The sequence below is a fragment of the Pseudomonas frigoris genome (assembly GCF_047758635.1).
Lineage (GTDB): Bacteria > Pseudomonadota > Gammaproteobacteria > Pseudomonadales > Pseudomonadaceae > Aquipseudomonas > Aquipseudomonas frigoris.
Genome location: NZ_CP180479.1, coordinates 1,337,065 through 1,354,567 on the forward strand (window position 1 = coordinate 1,337,065; position 17,503 = coordinate 1,354,567).

The 17,503-nt window shown below is 59.3% G+C and carries 15 protein-coding genes; 5 read left to right on the plus strand and 10 right to left on the minus strand.

Annotated elements, in window-relative coordinates; all coding sequences use genetic code 11:
• Positions 1–12: 12 nt before the first annotated feature.
• A complete protein-coding gene (locus ACMXYH_RS06025) occupies positions 13–1,788 on the plus strand; it encodes a cytochrome c biogenesis protein DipZ (protein WP_415766587.1) in 1,776 nt (591 codons plus the stop codon).
• Between the two features lie 31 nt (positions 1,789–1,819).
• Positions 1,820–2,527, plus strand: a complete 708-nt coding sequence (msrA, locus tag ACMXYH_RS06030; protein WP_129438249.1) for a peptide-methionine (S)-S-oxide reductase MsrA — start codon at positions 1,820–1,822, stop codon at positions 2,525–2,527.
• 19 nt (positions 2,528–2,546) lie between these two features.
• Here the strand turns inward: msrA and ACMXYH_RS06035 are convergent, their stop codons facing one another.
• Entirely contained in the window at positions 2,547–3,560 is a 1,014-nt protein-coding gene (locus ACMXYH_RS06035) for a sensor domain-containing diguanylate cyclase (protein ID WP_415766588.1), read from the minus strand.
• Between the two features lie 75 nt (positions 3,561–3,635).
• Positions 3,636–4,541, minus strand: coding sequence for a LysR family transcriptional regulator (locus ACMXYH_RS06040; RefSeq protein WP_415766589.1), 906 nt, complete (start codon positions 4,539–4,541; stop codon positions 3,636–3,638).
• Between the two features lie 101 nt (positions 4,542–4,642).
• On the opposite strand from ACMXYH_RS06040, the gene ACMXYH_RS06045 reads away from it, so the two are divergent.
• Positions 4,643–5,818: an aspartate aminotransferase family protein gene (locus ACMXYH_RS06045; protein WP_415766590.1), complete on the plus strand. Its 1,176-nt coding sequence runs from the start codon at positions 4,643–4,645 to the stop codon at positions 5,816–5,818.
• A gap of 50 nt (positions 5,819–5,868) precedes the next feature.
• Here the strand turns inward: ACMXYH_RS06045 and ACMXYH_RS06050 are convergent, their stop codons facing one another.
• From ACMXYH_RS06050 to ACMXYH_RS06080, 7 genes are all read right to left on the minus strand, one after another.
• Positions 5,869–6,372, minus strand: coding sequence for an adenylate kinase (locus ACMXYH_RS06050; protein ID WP_415766591.1), 504 nt, complete (start codon positions 6,370–6,372; stop codon positions 5,869–5,871).
• Positions 6,373–6,386: 14 nt separating this feature from the next.
• On the minus strand, positions 6,387–8,309 hold the full coding sequence (locus ACMXYH_RS06055; protein WP_415766592.1) for an alkaline phosphatase D family protein: 1,923 nt from the start codon (positions 8,307–8,309) through the stop codon (positions 6,387–6,389).
• A gap of 249 nt (positions 8,310–8,558) precedes the next feature.
• Positions 8,559–8,780, minus strand: coding sequence for a formate dehydrogenase subunit delta (locus tag ACMXYH_RS06060; RefSeq protein WP_095131521.1), 222 nt, complete (start codon positions 8,778–8,780; stop codon positions 8,559–8,561).
• The gene (gene fdhF, locus ACMXYH_RS06065) at positions 8,777–11,659 is read right to left on the minus strand and encodes a formate dehydrogenase subunit alpha (protein ID WP_415766593.1); all 2,883 of its coding nucleotides are present in this window, start codon (positions 11,657–11,659) and stop codon (positions 8,777–8,779) included. Before fdhF ends, ACMXYH_RS06060 begins: the two co-directional genes overlap by 4 nt.
• Positions 11,656–13,215 carry a formate dehydrogenase beta subunit gene (locus ACMXYH_RS06070; protein ID WP_415767659.1) on the minus strand — a complete coding sequence of 520 codons (1,560 nt, stop codon included), beginning with the start codon at positions 13,213–13,215 and terminating at the stop codon, positions 11,656–11,658. The genes fdhF and ACMXYH_RS06070 overlap by 4 nt, the downstream gene beginning before the upstream one ends.
• Positions 13,215–13,691, minus strand: a complete 477-nt coding sequence (locus tag ACMXYH_RS06075; protein ID WP_415766594.1) for a formate dehydrogenase subunit gamma — start codon at positions 13,689–13,691, stop codon at positions 13,215–13,217. Before ACMXYH_RS06075 ends, ACMXYH_RS06070 begins: the two co-directional genes overlap by 1 nt.
• 719 nt (positions 13,692–14,410) lie before the next feature.
• Complete coding sequence (locus ACMXYH_RS06080) at positions 14,411–14,722, minus strand: DUF3077 domain-containing protein (protein WP_415766595.1); 312 nt, start codon at positions 14,720–14,722, stop codon at positions 14,411–14,413.
• Positions 14,723–15,400: 678 nt separating this feature from the next.
• On the opposite strand from ACMXYH_RS06080, the gene ACMXYH_RS06085 reads away from it, so the two are divergent.
• Both ACMXYH_RS06085 and ACMXYH_RS06090 read left to right on the plus strand, forming a co-directional pair.
• Positions 15,401–16,114 carry a hypothetical protein gene (locus ACMXYH_RS06085; RefSeq protein WP_415766596.1) on the plus strand — a complete coding sequence of 238 codons (714 nt, stop codon included), beginning with the start codon at positions 15,401–15,403 and terminating at the stop codon, positions 16,112–16,114.
• Between the two features lie 102 nt (positions 16,115–16,216).
• Entirely contained in the window at positions 16,217–16,846 is a 630-nt protein-coding gene (locus tag ACMXYH_RS06090) for a hypothetical protein (RefSeq protein ID WP_415766597.1), read from the plus strand.
• A gap of 111 nt (positions 16,847–16,957) precedes the next feature.
• On the opposite strand, the gene ACMXYH_RS06095 is transcribed toward ACMXYH_RS06090, so the two are convergent.
• Complete coding sequence (locus ACMXYH_RS06095; protein ID WP_415766598.1) at positions 16,958–17,458, minus strand: DUF3916 domain-containing protein; 501 nt, start codon at positions 17,456–17,458, stop codon at positions 16,958–16,960.
• Between the last annotated feature and the right edge of the window lie 45 nt (positions 17,459–17,503).

Consider the following 17,503-nt stretch of genomic DNA (forward strand, 5'->3'; position numbering starts at 1 on the left):
CAGGTCGACGTTATGTGGCTTCTAGTCCTCGCTTATCTCGGTGGTGTGTTGACGATTGTCAGCCCGTGCATCCTGCCGGTACTGCCCTTTGTCTTCGCTCGCACCGGGCAGCCGTTCATGAAGAGCGGGTTGCCGCTATTGGCGGGAATGGCGCTGACCTTTGCGCTCGTCGCCTCGTTGGCGGCGGTGGGTGGCGGTTGGGTGGTGCAAGTCAATCAGTACGGTCGCTGGCTCGCGTTGCTGTTCGTTGCACTGTTCGGGCTGACGCTGTTGCTGCCGCGACTGGCCGAGCGCCTGACGCGGCCACTGGTGGCAGCGGGCAGCCGGTTGTCGGAAGCCGCGGGCGCCGATGCCCGGCCGCGTCCCGGCGCTTCGTTCCTGATCGGCGTCGCCACGGGCCTGCTCTGGGCACCGTGTGCCGGGCCGATTCTGGGTCTGTTGCTGACCGGAGCCGCGCTGCAAGGGGCAAGCATCGCAACCACCTTGTTGTTGCTGGCCTACGCCGCGGGTGCCGCAACTTCCCTCGCGGTGGCGCTGCTACTGGGCGGGAAAGTCTTCGCGGCGATGAAGCGTTCCATCGGCGCTGGCGAGTGGCTGCGTCGAGGCCTGGGCGCCGCGATGCTGGCCGGTGTCGCGGCGATTGCTCTGGGGCTCGATACCGGGATCCTGGCGCGGGTTTCGACGGCGTCCACCGGCGGTATCGAGCAGGCTTTGGTTGGACGGCTGGCCGGAAAATCACCGAACGGTAGCGGGGCGATGATGGCGCAGGTTCCGGCCTCGGGAAGTGCAATGAAAGTGGCTGACAAAGCGCCGGGCGCACTGACGATTGAAGGCAACCTTCCATCGCTGGACGGCGCGGTGCAATGGCTCAACTCGCCACCGCTCACAGTGCAGGCCTTGAAGGGCAAAGTCGTGCTGGTGGATTTCTGGACTTACTCCTGCATCAACTGTCTGCGCACACTGCCGTATGTGAAGGCTTGGGCCGAGAAGTACCGCGATCAGGGATTGGTGGTGATTGGCGTCCATGCGCCCGAGTTTGCTTTCGAACGAGACGTAGGCAATGTCACCAAAGCGATGAAGGACCTGGGCATCAACTACCCAGTGGCCATCGATAATGACTTCAAGATCTGGCGAGCTTTCAACAACGAATACTGGCCGGCTCACTATTTTGCCGACGCTCAGGGTCGCATTCGTTATCACCACTTTGGCGAAGGCGAGTACGCCGAATCGGAGCGGGTGATCCAGCAACTGCTGCGCGAAGCAGGTGCCGTGAAGGTCGCGGACGGTCTGATCAATGCCAGCGCCGAGGGTGTTCAACTGGCCCCGGACATGAACGAAGTGCAATCACCGGAAACCTATGTCGGCTACCAGCGTGCCGAGCATTTCGTGCCTGAAACCAGCCTGATGCCGGACAAGGTGTCGGCCTATAGCGCTCCATCGCAATTAGCACTCAACGACTGGAGCCTGGACGGTCAATGGAATGTCGGCTCGGAGCGGGCGACTTCAAGCGGCCCGGCCAGTCGCATCGTCTACCGCTTCCATGCCCGCGATCTGCACCTGGTGCTGGGGCCTGGCACTCACGGTAAACCGGTGCGTTTCAAAGTGTTGATTGACGGAAAAGCCCCCGGCGTAGACCACGGTACCGACGTGGCGCCCGACGGCAGCGGCAGCGTGACTGAACAACGCTTGTACCAGTTGGTGCGCCAATCCGGTGGCGTGACGGATCGGATTTTCAGCATCGAGTTTCTCGATCCCGAAGTGTCGGCGTATGCGTTTACGTTCGGTTGATCGTCATTCCATTCATTCAGGAATCAGTCTCATGAAAACCCTATTCACCTGGCGCCGCACCCTGTTGGGCCTGGCCGCTGCCGGCGTCATCGGCCAATGCCTGGCGTTCTCTTTCGGTGCGGCGGAAGACGCGGTCATCATTCCTCCACCCACCCTCGACGAAACCACCCAGGCCGACAGCGAAAAGGCGGTCTTCGCCGGCGGTTGCTTCTGGGGCGTCCAAGGTGTGTTCCAGCATGTCAAAGGAGTGAAGAAAGCGGTCTCCGGTTACGCCGGCGGTGCAGTCAACACCGCTCAGTACGAACGGGTCAGCAATGGCGATACCGGTCATGCGGAATCCGTCGAAGTCACCTTCGACCCCCGTCAGGTCAGCTACGGCACCTTGCTGCAAATCTACTTTTCGGTGGCTCACAATCCTACCGAACTCAACCGTCAGGGACCTGACCGCGGCACTCAGTATCGCTCGGCGCTTTTCCCGGAAAACAGCGAACAGCAGCGTATCGCTCAGGCCTACATCGCCCAGCTCGACGCCGCCCATTCGTTCAACAAACCCATTGTCACCAAGTTGGAGACCTACAACGGTTTTTACCCGGCCGAGGAGGAACATCAGGACTTTCTGACCGAGCACCCGACCTATCCCTACATCGTGATCAACGATCTACCGAAGGTCGCGCAGTTGAAAAAGCTGTATGCGGATCGGTATCAGGAGAAACCGGTGTTGGTGAAGGCGGGGATGTGAGAAGTGAAGGGCATAGCCCTTACCCCGAAATCACATTCTTGCCCGCGATCTTCGACCGATACAGCGCTTGATCAGCCCTGGCCAGCAGTCCGGTCTGTTGTTCTTCGTCAAAGCGCTGAACCACGCCAAAACTCATGGTCACTTGAAAGTCCCCCACGGGTAGCAGGCTTGCGAGGCCATGGCGGATACGTTCAGCGAGGGCCCGGGCATCGACGAATGGTGTATTGGGCAGGATCAGGATGAACTCGTCGCCGCCCCAACGCGCGAGCAGATCGCCTTCACGCACGCAGTGCTTCACGCTCTCGACTACCTGCACCAACGCCGCATCACCCAGCGCATGGCCATAGTGATCGTTGATGTTCTTGAAGTCGTCGATGTCCATGGCTATCAACGACAACGGTTGTCGAAAGCGCTGGGCGCGTTCGCATTCCTGGGGCAGGGCTTTTTCCAGAAGATAGCGATTGGCGATTGAGGTCAGTGTGTCGGTTTCCGCCAGTTTGCGGTTTTCTTCGAGTTGGATTTGCAGTTGCTGATTGACGCGAGACAACTCTCGGGTGCGTTCTTCAACGATCGCTTCAAGGGATTGGTTGCGTTGTTCAAGCGCTTCGAACAGGCGCTTTTTGTCGTCGATGCTGCGGTGCGCGCCGACCATCCGCGCCACCGAACCGTCGGCATTGCGTGCCAGTACGTAGCCACGGTCTTCGATCCAGGTATAGCTGCCATCCTGCATGCGGCATCGATACTCGGCCTGATAGCCGGGGGCGCGCTGATTCAGGTAGTCATCGAACAGTGCCATGACCTGCTGGTAATCGTCGGGATGGATCACGTTTTCCCAGGTCAACACGTTGTTATCCAGGGAATGAGGCGGGTAGCCGAGCATCTCGTACCACCCGGGGTTGCGATAGACGAACCCGGTGTTGGCATTCCAGTCCCAGATGCCATCGCTCACCAGTTCCAGAATGGTGTGCAGCATGTCTTCGTTCAAATCCGACAGATTGAACTTCAACGGCTCGATATTCGACGCTTCACCCATCTCCGCACTCCCTGCCGCCCTGATATCTAAGTGACCCGCCTGTCGAGGAGATTAGTGCATGGGGTATTCGGTCGGCTAGTGCTTGCCCCATCTCTGCAAGGCAAAGTCGACGAAACTACGCAGTTTTGGCAAACGGTAGCGATCCTGGGCATACATCAGGTTCATCGGTCGGCTCGGCGGCAGGTAATTCTGCATCAATGCCACCAGTTTTCCGTCCTTGAGATCTTGCTCCATCAACGCATCAGGCAACACCACGATGCCCATACCTGTTCGCGCCGCTTGATGCAGTCCTGCCGAACTGTTGATCAACATCGGTCCATTGACCGCGACCGCCACTTCTCCCTCGGGACCGGTCAGGCGCCAATGTTTTTCCACCGACTGCCAGTCATCCCCGGCCGGATAGGCAAAGGATAGACAGTCGTGGTGTTGCAGATCATCAGGTTTCTGCGGTGTGCCTTTGCGCGCCAGATACTCCGGTGATGCACACATGGTCAGGCTGTAGTCGAGGAGTGGACGGGCGATCAGTTGGGCCTCCTCGGTATTGCCCAGGCGAAATGCCACGTCGAAACCGTTTTCGAGCAGGTCCGGACGGCGATTGGTGAGGACCACATCCAATTTGACGCGTGGACACAGCAGGGCGAATTCACTCAGGGCGGGTGCCAGTTTTTCGGTGCCGAACGTCAGCGGTGCGGTGATGCGCAAGGTGCCGCTCGGTTCATCGAGAGCCTGCTCGGCCAACCGTTCGGAATCGGCCACCAGCCCCAGCACTTCGAGGCAACGCTGGTAATAAGCGGTGCCGAATTCCGTTAACCGCTGGCGTCGCGTCGTACGGTTGAGCAGGCGAACACCCAGGCGTTGCTCCAGCGCCCGCAGGTGATTGCCGACCATGGTGGTGGACATTTCGCACTGCAACGCGGCGGCGGTCATGCTGCCGGTTTCCACCACCTGGACGTAAACAGTCATTGCCTGGAATAAATCCATTATCAAGCTCAGCTTTAAAATGATTGAAGTGTTGCAGCGTTTATCTAGCTCAGGTGGCTAACCATACTGCAAAACACCGACCGTTGATGGAGCTTGATGTCATGACCGCCGCCTGCCTGATGACCACTTACCAACCCTTGGCCTTGAGTTTCAGCAAGGGTCTGGGCACGCGCCTGTGGGATCAGGCCGGTCGTGAATACCTGGACGCGGTGGCGGGCGTGGCGGTGACCAATGTCGGCCACTCCCACCCCAGAATCGTCTCCGCCATCAGTGAACAGGCTGGCCTGTTGCTGCACACCTCCAATCTTTACAGCATCGACTGGCAACAGCGGCTGGCGCAGAAACTGACGCAATTGGCGGGCATGGGGCGAGCCTTCTTCAACAACTCCGGTGCTGAAGCCAACGAGACCGCGCTGAAACTGGCGCGGCTGTATGGCTGGCACAAAGGCATCGAACAACCGCTGGTGGTGGTCATGGAGAACGCCTTTCACGGGCGGACCTTGGGCACTTTGTCCGCCAGCGATGGCCCGGCCGTGCGCCTGGGCTTCAACGAGTTGCCGGGGGATTTCGTCAAAGTGCCATTCGGCGACCTCAAGGCACTCGACAAGGTGCAGCAAGCCCACGGCCCGCGCATCGTGGCGATCCTGATGGAGCCGATTCAGGGTGAAAGCGGTGTCCAAATGGCCCCGCCCGGTTACCTGAAAGCTATTCGCGAACTCTGCACTCGGCGCTCGTGGTTGCTGATGCTCGACGAAATCCAGACCGGCATTGGCCGCACTGGCCAGTGGTTTGCCTTTCAGCACGAAGGCATCGTTCCCGACGTCATGACCCTGGCCAAAGGCCTGGGCAACGGCATTCCCATCGGCGCCTGCCTGGCCCGAGGCAAAGCGGCCGATCTCTTCACCCCTGGCAGTCACGGCAGCACCTTCGGCGGCAATCCACTGGCCTGCCGCGTGGGTTGCACCGTGCTGGAGATCATCGAAGAACAAGGACTGCTGGACAACGCCAAACTTCAGGGCGAGCGTTTGCTGGCCAGATTGCGCATCGAATTGGCGGACGACCCGAACATCCTGGAGATCCGCGGCCAGGGTTTAATGATCGGCATCGAACTCAAACAGCCGATTCGCGACCTGACCCGGATCGCGGCGCGGGATCACGGCTTGCTGATCAACGTGACACGGGGCAAAACCATTCGCTTGCTGCCGCCGCTGACGATTGATGAGCGGGAAGTGGAGATGATTGTCAGAGGGGTTTGCCGAGCGGTGAAAGTGGCCTGATACACAATTGATCGTTCCCACTCCGCGTGGGGACGATCGAACAGTGTGAGTCATTCGGCTTGTAACACGGTGTTCGCGAATGTTGTGATTTCGGCTCGATCCCTGAGTTTGAGTTTCGAACCGCTAAATCCTTCGAACAGTTGCTGATGCGCGGAAAATCCACTGGAATCTTCGCGCATACGATAGCTGCCGGCCCAGTCGAGCAACGCAATCAACAACTCGTCATTCTTGTCCCGCTGCGCCTCTCGCTGACGAATATTGGCAACACATTCCTCATCTTCAACACACAGCCAGATCAGTGCTGTCGCCCGGGGCAAGAGTTCGCTGATGATCCCGCCGTAAACGCCTTCGATCACCCAGCGCTCTTCATCTGCCGCGAGCCGTGCCATTCCCAGCGCTTCGGCGCTTGGACGGGCGATGCTGGCTTCGTCTGATTCCCAGTGAATCAAGTCGAGATCAGTCCACGGCGCGTGAAGTTGTTCAGCCAAGCGTTTAGCCAACCAACTTTTGCCTGAGCCAGAGTTGCCGATGATCAGGGTTCGGGTGAGGTTCATGGTCACTCGCCATTTCAGTCTTCGTTTGCAGGCGCAACCATCCGCGTCTTCGGCGAACCGTTCGAGTTGTGCTGATAGATTTCCTGCGGCTGTCCTTTTTCATTAAAGAACACTTGCCCGATCCCCGCCGAATTCCACAGCCGTTCACCCGCTTCAGCATGTTCCGGGACATGCGGAACAATGCGCATGCGTCGGCGTTTGGTCAGCCAGTTCAGTGGCGAGCGGGGCGAGTAGAGCCAGCGGTTGAGGCGGTCGAACCACTCGAGCAGGGCGGGCGGGAATTCGTTTTTGATGCCACTGCTGGTGATCTGCCAGATGCGCGGGCCGGCCTTGCGGTGTCGGATCAATACTTCGTAGACGAAGGAATAATGCACATCGCCTGATAGCACCACGTAATTACCGGGTGTACGCGAGTGTCGGAAAATGTTCAGGATCACCTGGGCCGCGCCGCGATGGGCCATCCAGTTTTCGGCGTCCACCAGCAGGGGATAACCGCACCAGCTGAAAACGCGCTGCACGGTTTCGATCAGTTTGACGCCGAAGATCGGCGCCGGCGAAACGATGATGGCCGAAGGGTGATCGAGCAGTTCCTGTTGCAGTTCGCTGAGGGCTTCCCAGTCCAGTAGACCCGAGGGCTGCTTGAGGTTCATCTCGCTGCGCCAGCGTCGGGTGCGGGTGTCGAGGACCACGATGGCCGGGCTGGTGGGCAGCACGTAATGCCAGTTCTGAAATCTCAGCAGTTCGTCAATCAACTCGTCCTGAATGTCACTGTCGAGGTAGCGGTCATGCCCGGTCGCGCTCAATCCGTCGGCCTTCTTCAGCACAGCGCCGAACGCATCCGGGTTGTTGCCCCAGCCTTGGCACAGCATATAAGCAATCAGCGCGTTGCCGATGATGCGTCTGGAGAACGGATGGCCGTAGGCCGTTTCCTCCCATTGCGCGGAAAGATTCCAGTCATCGGTAATATCGTGATCGTCAAAAATCATCAGGCACGGCAGGTGAGCGAATGCTCGGGCGACACCTTCCAGACCGGCCTTGAAGCCATCGATGCGTGTCTGCTCAAGCGCATAACGCTCGCGTCTTTCAGGCGTCAGTGCCGGTGGTTGCGGGGCGATCAATGTCCAGGGGGTCGGCGACCAGACCAGCAGGTACATGGCCATGACTTCGGCGAACGTCACCAGATGGTTGTCGGCACTGCTGCTGGTGAAAATCGGCTTACGCGCTCCACCGAAAAATCGTTCGCGCAGGGTTTCGTTGCTTTCCAGCGCCGGTAACAAATCCGCACGATGGTAGTAGCTGGCGGGGTGCTCGTAGAGTTTGGCGCTGTCACTGACCACCGCGCCTTCGAGGTGCTCTTCGAACAGCCCCAAGCGCTTGATCAAGGCATGGATGGCTCGCAGCATTGGGCCCGCGACATCGTCGGCATAAACCTGATCACCACTCATCATCAACAGCGCCGGACGTTTGTGTGCATCCGGCTCCGCCTCCAGCAAACGATCGACGCACAGCAAACCGTCCGGGGCCGGATGGTGAGGTTTGCGGCAAGAACCGTGCAACAGATGATCGGCCCGTTTACGCAGGACGAAGTTTGGGCAACGGGCGTCGCCGTACAGCAAGTGCGGAGCCCAATCGGCGATGCCTGCGCCAGCGTCGTCAATCAACAGGTCGTATTCGATTAACGTGTCGCAGGGCAGGGCGGTGTCCAGCGACACATCGATCAAATGAACAAAGGCCTGGGTGCCCACCGCAATGACCGTGCACTGACTCGCGTCGAGGTGGATAGCGTCGCGATCTTGCAGGCGCAACCTCAGCGACAATGCCCGCGACCCCACCAGCCACATCACCAGCCGCGTGGGTTCCAGACGCCGCAACAGCGGCCCGACCAGGACCGGTGGCAGTGAGTGTTGATCATCAGGTAATGGTGAAGAAATAGACATGCAGGTTCAAGACACCGGGCGCAGAGGAGCGGGCGATGATAGCGCAGCTGGCGTAAAGGCATGGTTGTGGGAGCGAGCTTGCTCGCGATGGCGGCGCTACATTCAACATCAATGCAGACTGAACTGCCGCTATCGTCGGAACGCCGCCCGGAGCAAGCTCGCTCCTCCCACAGGTTGCGGTGTTTACCCCCTTAACTGACCGGTATTAGCCCCTTCGCCCAAGGGGCAATTCCAAGGGATCGTGTGAACCTAAGCCTCCCAGCCCGCCCCACTGACCGCAGCCTGCGCCAGTGGGTGCAAGTCTGCCCCCTGATGCTCGGTCTGCCAGGCCAGCAATTCCTTGCGCATGCCGGGCGTCCAGTACATCTGCAGGTGATTACGCACGCCGAGCACGGCCTGTTGCTGGTCCGGTTGGCTGGCGAAGTACTGGGCGATCTGGTTGGCCATTTTGATCAGATTTTCAGTGCTCATCGGCGTACCTCGGCTTTAGTGCCACGCGCCTGACGGCGTTCGTTGAGCAGACGGTGCTGGTTGTCGCTGAACTCCTGATAGCGTTTTTGCCACTCGGAAGGGTGGTAGACGCGGCTGACTTCCACGGCGGTGACCTTGTACTCCGGACAGTTGGTCGCCCAGTCGGAGTTGTCGGTGGTGATGACGTTGGCCCCCGATTCCGGGAAGTGGAACGTGGTGTACACCACGCCCGGGGCGACCCGTTCGGTGACCCGCGCACGCAGTACGGTCTGTCCGGCGCGGCTGCCGATGCCGACCCAGTCACCTTCGTTGATGCCACGGCTTTCGGCGTCGGTGGGGTGGATTTCCAGGCGGTCTTCATCGTGCCAGGCGACGTTGTCGGTACGCCGTGTCTGGGCGCCGACGTTGTACTGGCTGAGGATGCGCCCGGTAGTCAGCAGAAGCGGATAGCGATTGTTGACCTTCTCCTCGGTAGGCACGTAGCCGGTGAGCATGAAACGCCCCTTGCCGCGCACGAATTCCTCGATGTGCATGGTCGGCGTGCCGTCCGGTGCCGCGGCGTTGCACGGCCATTGCAGGCTGCCGTGGCGGTCCAGTTCGGTGTAGCTGACGTTGGTGAAGGTCGGCGTCAGGCTGGCGATTTCATCCATGATTTCCGACGGGTGCTTGTAGTTCATCGGGTAGCCCAGAGCGTTGGCCAGGGCCACGGTGCCTTCCCAGTCGGCCTTGCCGCCCAGAGGCTCCATGACTTTGCGCACCCGGGAGATGCGTCGCTCGGCGTTGGTGAAGGTGCCGTCTTTTTCCAGGAACGAGCAGCCCGGCAGGAACACGTGGGCGAACTTGGCGGTTTCGTTGAGGAAAATGTCCTGCACCACGATGCACTCCATGGCGGACAGGGCTGCGGTGACGTGTTGGGTATTCGGGTCGCTCTGGGCGATGTCCTCGCCCTGGCAATACAGGCCCTTGAAGCTGCCGCTGAGGGCGGCTTCGAACATGTTGGGGATGCGCAGGCCCGGGTCGGGTTGCAGGGTGACATTCCAGGCCTGTTCGAACTGCGTCCGTACCACCTCGTTGGAGATGTGTCGGTAGCCGGGCAGCTCGTGGGGGAAAGAACCCATGTCGCAGGAGCCCTGAACGTTGTTCTGACCACGCAGCGGGTTCACGCCCACGCCTTCGCGGCCGATGTTGCCGGTGGCCATGGCCAGGTTGGCGATGCCCATGACCGCGGTGCTGCCCTGGCTGTGTTCGGTGACGCCCAGGCCGTAGTAGATCGCCGCGTTGCCTCCCGTGGCATACAAACGGGCGGCGGCGCGGATGTCGGCGGGTTCTACGCCGCAGATGGCGCCAAGGACTTCCGGCGAGTTTTCCGCGCGGCTGACGAACTCGCGCCAGTGGGCGAATTCGTTATCCTCGCAACGGGCGTCGATAAAGGCTTGGTTCAACAGGCCTTCGGTGACGATGACGTGGGCCAGGGCGTTGAGCATGGCGACGTTGGTGCCCGGGCGCAGGGCCAGGTGCAGTTCGGCGCGGGCATGCACCGAGTCCACCAGATCAATGCGTCGCGGATCGATGACAATCAGTCGCGCGCCTTCACGCAGGCGGCGTTTGAGCTGGGAGGCGAACACCGGGTGGGCGTCACTGGGGTTGGCGCCCATCACCAGGATCACGTCGGCCTGCATCACCGAATCGAAACTCTGGGTGCCGGCGGACTCGCCAAGGGTTTGTTTCAGGCCATAGCCGGTCGGCGAGTGGCAAACCCGCGCACAGGTGTCGACGTTGTTGTTGCCGAACGCGGCGCGCACCAGTTTTTGCACCAGGTAGGTTTCTTCGTTGGTGCAACGGCTGGAGGTGATGCCACCAATGGAGTCGCGGCCATATTTTTGCTGCAACCGGCGGAATTCGCTGGCGGCGTAGGTCACCGCTTCATCCCAGCTGACTTCCTGCCAGGGATCGTTGATGTGTTTGCGGATCATCGGCTTGGTGATGCGATCCGGGTGGGTGGCGTAGCCCCAGGCAAAGCGTCCTTTGACGCAGGAGTGGCCGTGGTTGGCCTGGCCATTCTTGTCGGGAACCATGCGCACCAGCTTGTCGCCTTTCATCTCGGCGCGGAACGAGCAGCCCACGCCGCAATAGGCACAGGTGGTGATCACGCTGCGTTCGGGCTGACCCAGTTCGACCACGCTTTTTTCCATCAGGGTTGCGGTCGGACAGGCCTGTACACAGGCGCCGCAGGACACACATTCCGAATCGAGGAAGTTCTCGCCACCGGCGGCCGCAACCCGGGATTCAAACCCGCGCCCGGTAATGGTCAGGGCGAAGGTGCCTTGGGTTTCCTCGCAGGCGCGCACGCAACGGTTGCAGACGATGCACTTGCTCGGGTCGAAGTCGAAGTAGGGGTTGGAGGTGTCCTTCGTGTCGGCCAGATGGTTGTCGCCTTCATAGCCGTAACGCACCTCCCGCAGGCCAACCTGACCGGCGACGGTTTGCAGCTCGCAGTTGCCGTTGGCCGAGCAGGTCAGGCAGTCCAGCGGGTGATCGGAGATGTACAGCTCCATGACGTTGCGGCGCAGGGTCGCGAGTTTTGGCGTCTGGGTGTGCACGCTCATGCCTTCGCTGACCGGCGTGGTGCAGGACGCCGGGTAGCCGCGCATGCCATCGATCTCCACCAAGCACATGCGGCAGGAGCCGAAGGCTTCCAGGCTGTCGGTGGCGCACAGTTTAGGAATGGTGGTGCCCAGCAGCGCGGCGGCGCGCATCACCGAAGTGCCTTCGGGCACGCTGATGCTGCGGCCATCGATGTTCAGGGTGACCTGCACCTGGCTGTCGCGGGCCGGAGTGCCAAGATCGATATCGGTGTTCGGGTCGAAGAGGGTGATCATTGGTCGGCCTCCGAGGCTTGCAGACCGAAGTCGGCGGGGAAGTGCTTGAGGGCGCTGGCTACCGGAAAGGAGACCATGCCGCCCAACGCGCACAGCGAACCGTATTGCAGGGTGTCGCACAGGTCCTTGAGGATGATCACCTGCTCATCACGACCGCTCTGGTCAGGCGCAGCCAGCAGGCGGTCGATCACCTCCACGCCCCGGGTCGAGCCGATGCGGCACGGGGTGCATTTGCCACAGGATTCCTCGGCGCAGAACTGCATGGCGAAGCGCGCCATGTGGGCCATGTCCAGGCTGTCGTCAGCCACCACCACACCGCCGTGACCGAGCATCGCGCCGATGCCCGCGAAGGCTTCGTAATCCAGCGGCGTGTCGAATTGCGACGGTGGCACCCAGGCACCGAGCGGGCCGCCAACCTGAGCGGCTTTCAGCGGCCGGCCACTGGCGGTACCACCGCCGTAGTCTTCCACCAGTTCCCGCAGGGTCAGGCCAAAAGCCCGTTCCACCAGGCCACCGCGACGAATATTGCCCGCCAGCTGGAAAGGCATGGTGCCCAGGGAGCGGCCCATGCCGTAATCGCGATAGAACTGCGCACCTTTGGCCAGAATCAGCGGCACCGAGGCCAGGGTCAGCACGTTGTGCACCAGCGTCGGCAGGCCAAACAAACCCTTCAAAGCGGGGATCGGTGGTTTGGCGCGGACGATTCCGCGCTTGCCTTCGAGCGAGTCCAGCAGCGCGGTTTCCTCACCGCAGATGTAAGCGCCGGCACCGACCCGCACTTCCATATCGAAGGCCTGGCCGCTGCCGCCGATATTGGCGCCGAGGTAACCGGCGGTCCGGGCGATGTCCAGTGCCGCACGCAGTGTCGCCACGGCATCCGGGTATTCCGAGCGCACATAGATGTAGCCGTAACTGGCGCCGACGGTGATGCCGGCAATGGCCATGCCTTCGATCAGCAGGAAGGGGTCGCCTTCCATCAACATGCGATCGGCGAAGGTGCCTGAGTCGCCTTCGTCGGCGTTGCACACAATGTACTTCTGAGCAGCCTGGGTGGCGCGCACCGTGCGCCATTTGATCCCGGCGGGGAAGGCTGCGCCGCCACGGCCACGCAGGCCTGAATCGAACACCGCGGTCGCGGTCTGTTCGCCACCGATGGCGACGGCCCTTTTCAACCCCTCGAAACCGCCGTGATCCCGGTAATCGTCGAGGTAAAGCGGCCGGGTGATGCCGGCGCGGGCAAACAGCAGGCGTTGTTGCGTCTTCAGATAAGGCAATTCCTCCACCAACCCCAAGGCCAGCGGATGAGCAGACGGCTCGCCCTGCAGCGCTTCGAGCACGGATGGCACATCGGCCGCAGTCAGCGGGCCAAAGCCGATCCGGCCTTGCGGGGTGTCCATTTCCAGCAGCGGTTCAAGCCAATACAGGCCGCGCGAGCTGGTGCGTTGCAGGTCCAGCGGCAGATTGTGTTCCTGGGCCTTCGCGGCAAGGGCGACCGCCACTTCGTCGGCACCCACGGCGCGGGCCAGAGAATCACTGGGCAGATAGAGGCGCGACATCATGCGTCCTCCCGGCAAGCATCAAGCAGGGCATCCAGACGCTCGGCACTGAGCCGCGCATGCACCTGACCATCCAGCTCCAGCGCGGGCGAACAGGCGCAGGCGCCGAGGCAATACACCGGGCGCAAACTGATGCTGCCGTCGGCGCTGCTGCCATGGTCGTCCAGCTGCAGACGTTCGCGTAACTGCGCGGCCAACTGCTCGGCGCCGCGACTCTTGCAGGACTCAGCCCGGCACAGACGCAGGATATGCCGGGCCGGAGGCGCGGTACGGAAGTCATGGTAAAAGCTGATCACCCCGCGAACCTCGGCCTGACTCAGGTTCAGCGCGTGGGCAATCTCGGGGATGGCGGCATCGGGGATATAACCGATGCCCGCCTGAATCTCATGAAGAATCGGCAACAGTGCACCCGCAGAGCCCTTGTGGCGCTCCAGCACGCTGTTGACCATAGGCAATTGCAACATCTCATCAGGCATTCAGCATTCCTCACGGTCACGGACAAACCAGAGGGTTGTCGGTCGTCCGAAAGTGTCGGCTGCGGCACTCACACCACGTCACGGTATCGTGGCAATTTCAGGCCGTTGGCCAGGGCACCCTGAGCGGGCATCTTGTTGTGCCCGGCGCGGTCTTTGCCGCACCTCTATAAGGGCATTAAGGCAGCTTGCCACGCTGCTATTGATCGAACTGCACCAAAGCGACGTGTTCGGTTCTGCCTACGACTATCCATTAAGTCTAGATGAGTGGGGTGCGGGCGTTCACTCACCGGCCTAATGCCCTGAGGGCCTGTCGATGCCTGATGTATAGCAAGCATTACAGGCAAGAAACAGCATCAGATCCGTGAGCATTCCAGGGTGCAGATGCGTTGATCTATCCCGCTGTAAACCGAAAGCCATTCACCCCGAGCCAAATAATAAAAAAACCCGAAAAACCTCGAGGCCAAATCCAAAATCCCAATCACCCCACAACCCCCCCCTGTGGGAGCGAGCTTGCTCGCGAAAGCGCCGGATCAGCCACCATCAATGCTGAAGATGCCCCGCAATGACAACCCAGCCACCTAGTCGGGCCAAATAATGCCTGTAGCTCACTGCAATCCCTGTGGGAGCGAGCCTGCTCGCGATAGCGCCAGCCCAACCAACACAAATGCTGAATCAGCTGCCACTATCGCAAGCCACCCACACCCCACAGGCCTCAAACACTAAGCTTCAGCCTTCGCCCCCGCCCGCTTAGACGCCATCTCATTGTCCCGATCCCGATTCAGCACCTTCACCGCATCATCCACCACCGCCTTACTCATCGCCGTCAAATAATGCGCGGCCCAGGAGTGACGGTCGGTGTCTGTGGTGTAGGCGGCATCTTCGTTCAGCTTCTTGGCTAGGAACAGGAAGTCAGAAGCCATCGATAACGCATCGCCGAGGGGGACGCCGCGAGTGACATGGAATAGTGGTTGATCGGAGCAGTAGATGGCGGGGGTTAAGCCGATGGTTTTGAGTTCGGGTTGATCGGTCATTGGCCACCTCCGAGGACGGAGAGGCGGTGGGAGAGGGTGGATGGTGGGGCGTTACGCGATTGGGAATTGCGTAGAGGGAACAGCCAAATTTTGTACGGATTGATGCTGCGCATTATCAGACTCCTTGATATGTGAAGCTGCCGCATTCGTTTCCACACGAATGGGTGACAGCTGTGCGCAGGGTGGAAAACCGGGAATCAAGGAAACCGGCACGCCCGAAGACGTCCCACGCACAGCCGCCATAACTCACGCCGCAGGCATAAAAAAAGCGCCGGCAGACGTGATGGGGGCGCTGTTGCGCCTTGAATTACACGGGTTTCCACACCCGGTCGCTGAATTGGCAGCGACGGTGGGAGGGTATCGTGCAGATTCTGTTCCTGCAACCTCGACGACGTCATTCCTAACCACCCGAGCTGAAAAATGAGATTCCTCCTCATTTCCGGCTTGAGGACGCTATTACGGTTCTCAACGACGTTGCAGTCTCCTTCAATAACAACTGGGTTGAAGCCAAAACCGGCTATGGTCTAACCGGCAAGTAGCTACCGCATAAGTAGGTGCTGTTATGCAATCTTGATGATCGTTCGCTTATCAAAATCGCCAGTACGACCATCCCGGTAGCGTCACTGATAGACTATTTTTTCTGCGGCCCTTAGGGCTGCCCATCAGCTCGGTCATAAGATGGATATCAAAGAGTTTTGCCTCGCTCATGAATTCGATATGAGCAAGTGTGCAGTAGCGTCAGGTGGTGGCAGTTTCACGATGACGGAGTTCAAAACTTCGCCTGTCGACTTCTTGAGCTTGGCAGAAGACGATTTTGAGCGGGGCGGTCTATCTGCGCTTTTTAACGCAACGACCAATGCGAAACGAGCGATTGTCTGTCAGCTTGATCAATTGCTGATTTCTTTTGGTTATCCGTCACTCAGATGGAATGTTCCGAAGAAAATAGAGCGATTGCGGGCGCTCGGTCTTTTGGCACCAAGCCTTTTGCGCAAAGTAGTCGACATTCGAAATATTCTTGAGCACGAATACAAAGCCCCTGACCTTAAGTCCGTAGAAGAGTCGCTAGATGTTGCGAGTCTTTTTGTAATGTCTGCTTCTGCTTTGTTAATTCCGTTTGAAGATGTATTGGAGTTTTCACTGCCTGAGTCCAGCGTTAGGGATAGCTCGGTTACGCATATCATCGTCGGATTAAATCGAGAGCCTCGCGGTGTTTTCTACACGGTCTATGCGTATGAGCCCGGCGATTTTTCCGGTCGTTGCGTTGGTCAGTGTGAGGTTCCATCAGGGCACATGCTATTCGAGGCGATGGTGAAACTTTCTGCGTCTTTAATGCTTCGATACAAGGTCGAGCAAGCTTTTGAGAATTTCGATAAGGCCTATGCACAACTATGAAAGGAGTTTTACTTTTATTATCTGGAAAGGGTTCAGATTTATTATTTAAGGGCGCTCCACTTGAACCAAAATGAAAAAACTGAACGCAGGAGGAGATAATACATGACATCAGAGCAGCTAGTTGAAAAGGCACGACTGCTCATAGAGTTGGTCGACGAGATCCCCGCTCAGTCGCAAATGCATTTCTTGGGTGTACTTTCCGCGATACGCGAGTTTTTTCGGGCTTACGCTGGACAGGACAGCGAGTTTTACAAACAAGCATGTGCTCTTGCTGGATTCAGCCCGGATTCCGGAATTCGTGGAGCAAGGGCCGTTCTCAATGCTTTCATTTCGTACATAGAAGCGGGGCTTCATGACGAGCTATCGCCCAAGAGGCAGGCTGAAATAGATGTTGTGTCCGACTTTCTGCAACAGGCACATGCTCTACTGGAAAGAGCTGATTGCCATCCTGCAGCCGCAGCCGTGTTGATTGGCGCGACGCTCGAAGAGTTTCTTCGCACCTGGGTCGAAGATAAGGGTATAGACCTAAATGGAAAAAAACCGAGCATCAGCACATACGCACAGGCACTTCGTACAGCTGAAGAGGTATCGAAACAAGATGTGAAAGATATTGAGTCTTGGGGTGGCGTTCGTAATGCCGCGGCTCATGGGACTTGGGATGAGGTAAGTGATCGGAAGAGAATTTCATTGATGCTTGAGGGAGTAAATCTGTTTGTCAGGCGGTACAGCTAGCGAGGAAAAGGCGTGGAAAAGGGGACAGATTTATTATTCACGCACTCGGGTCAAGCAATGCCTGTCAGCTCACCACAATCCGTGTGGGAGCGAGCCAGCTCGCCAAAGCCGTCAGGCCGGTTCCCCGATGCACCACCACTGTACTGCGACTTCATCGTCAGGTTGAGTTACGTCATGCCCGTGCTCGATGAAATTCACTGGCTTGTGCAGCGCAAGAGCATGACTGATCCGCTCTGGCATGAGAGCGTTAGTTTCACCGAGAAAACCCAGATAATAGTCCCGGTCATAGAAGAGGGTGATCTCGCTCTGATGAACCCATGGCCACACCAGCAAACAAGCGACGCGGTAGTAGCCTTGTGAGTGGTCTGCAGCGTTGGACAGGTGGCCAGCGGCTTCGAGCAGTTGCTGAATGCAGAAGGCCTGAACTTCGATCCTGGCTTGAGGGCCTTCAACCAATGCCGCGTGCACCGGGATCTTCCAATGTGTGTAGCACTCCTTGTGCCCAGATCGCGGGTGAAACTCGTCGCGAAAACTGGAGGCCCAGCGTTCCAGAGCGCGAAGGCGGCGGGGAATGCCTCTGAGTGGCTTGTTGCTAAGGGCGATTTGCCGCATTGATACGTCCTTGTGATGCCGAAAAAGTCTTTCGTTGCTGTCTTC

Coding starts and splice junctions, on each gene's coding strand:
- ACMXYH_RS06025 (WP_415766587.1), top strand. CDS start 13: ATGTGGCTTCTAGTCCTCGCTTATCTCGGTGGTGTGTTGACGATTGTC.
- msrA (WP_129438249.1), top strand. CDS start 1,820: ATGAAAACCCTATTCACCTGGCGCCGCACCCTGTTGGGCCTGGCCGCT.
- ACMXYH_RS06035 (WP_415766588.1), bottom strand. CDS start 3,560: ATGGGTGAAGCGTCGAATATCGAGCCGTTGAAGTTCAATCTGTCGGAT.
- ACMXYH_RS06040 (WP_415766589.1), bottom strand. CDS start 4,541: ATGGATTTATTCCAGGCAATGACTGTTTACGTCCAGGTGGTGGAAACC.
- ACMXYH_RS06045 (WP_415766590.1), top strand. CDS start 4,643: ATGACCGCCGCCTGCCTGATGACCACTTACCAACCCTTGGCCTTGAGT.
- ACMXYH_RS06050 (WP_415766591.1), bottom strand. CDS start 6,372: ATGAACCTCACCCGAACCCTGATCATCGGCAACTCTGGCTCAGGCAAA.
- ACMXYH_RS06055 (WP_415766592.1), bottom strand. CDS start 8,309: ATGTCTATTTCTTCACCATTACCTGATGATCAACACTCACTGCCACCG.
- ACMXYH_RS06060 (WP_095131521.1), bottom strand. CDS start 8,780: ATGAGCACTGAAAATCTGATCAAAATGGCCAACCAGATCGCCCAGTAC.
- fdhF (WP_415766593.1), bottom strand. CDS start 11,659: ATGATCACCCTCTTCGACCCGAACACCGATATCGATCTTGGCACTCCG.
- ACMXYH_RS06070 (WP_415767659.1), bottom strand. CDS start 13,215: ATGTCGCGCCTCTATCTGCCCAGTGATTCTCTGGCCCGCGCCGTGGGT.
- ACMXYH_RS06075 (WP_415766594.1), bottom strand. CDS start 13,691: ATGCCTGATGAGATGTTGCAATTGCCTATGGTCAACAGCGTGCTGGAG.
- ACMXYH_RS06080 (WP_415766595.1), bottom strand. CDS start 14,722: ATGACCGATCAACCCGAACTCAAAACCATCGGCTTAACCCCCGCCATC.
- ACMXYH_RS06085 (WP_415766596.1), top strand. CDS start 15,401: ATGGATATCAAAGAGTTTTGCCTCGCTCATGAATTCGATATGAGCAAG.
- ACMXYH_RS06090 (WP_415766597.1), top strand. CDS start 16,217: ATGACATCAGAGCAGCTAGTTGAAAAGGCACGACTGCTCATAGAGTTG.
- ACMXYH_RS06095 (WP_415766598.1), bottom strand. CDS start 17,458: ATGCGGCAAATCGCCCTTAGCAACAAGCCACTCAGAGGCATTCCCCGC.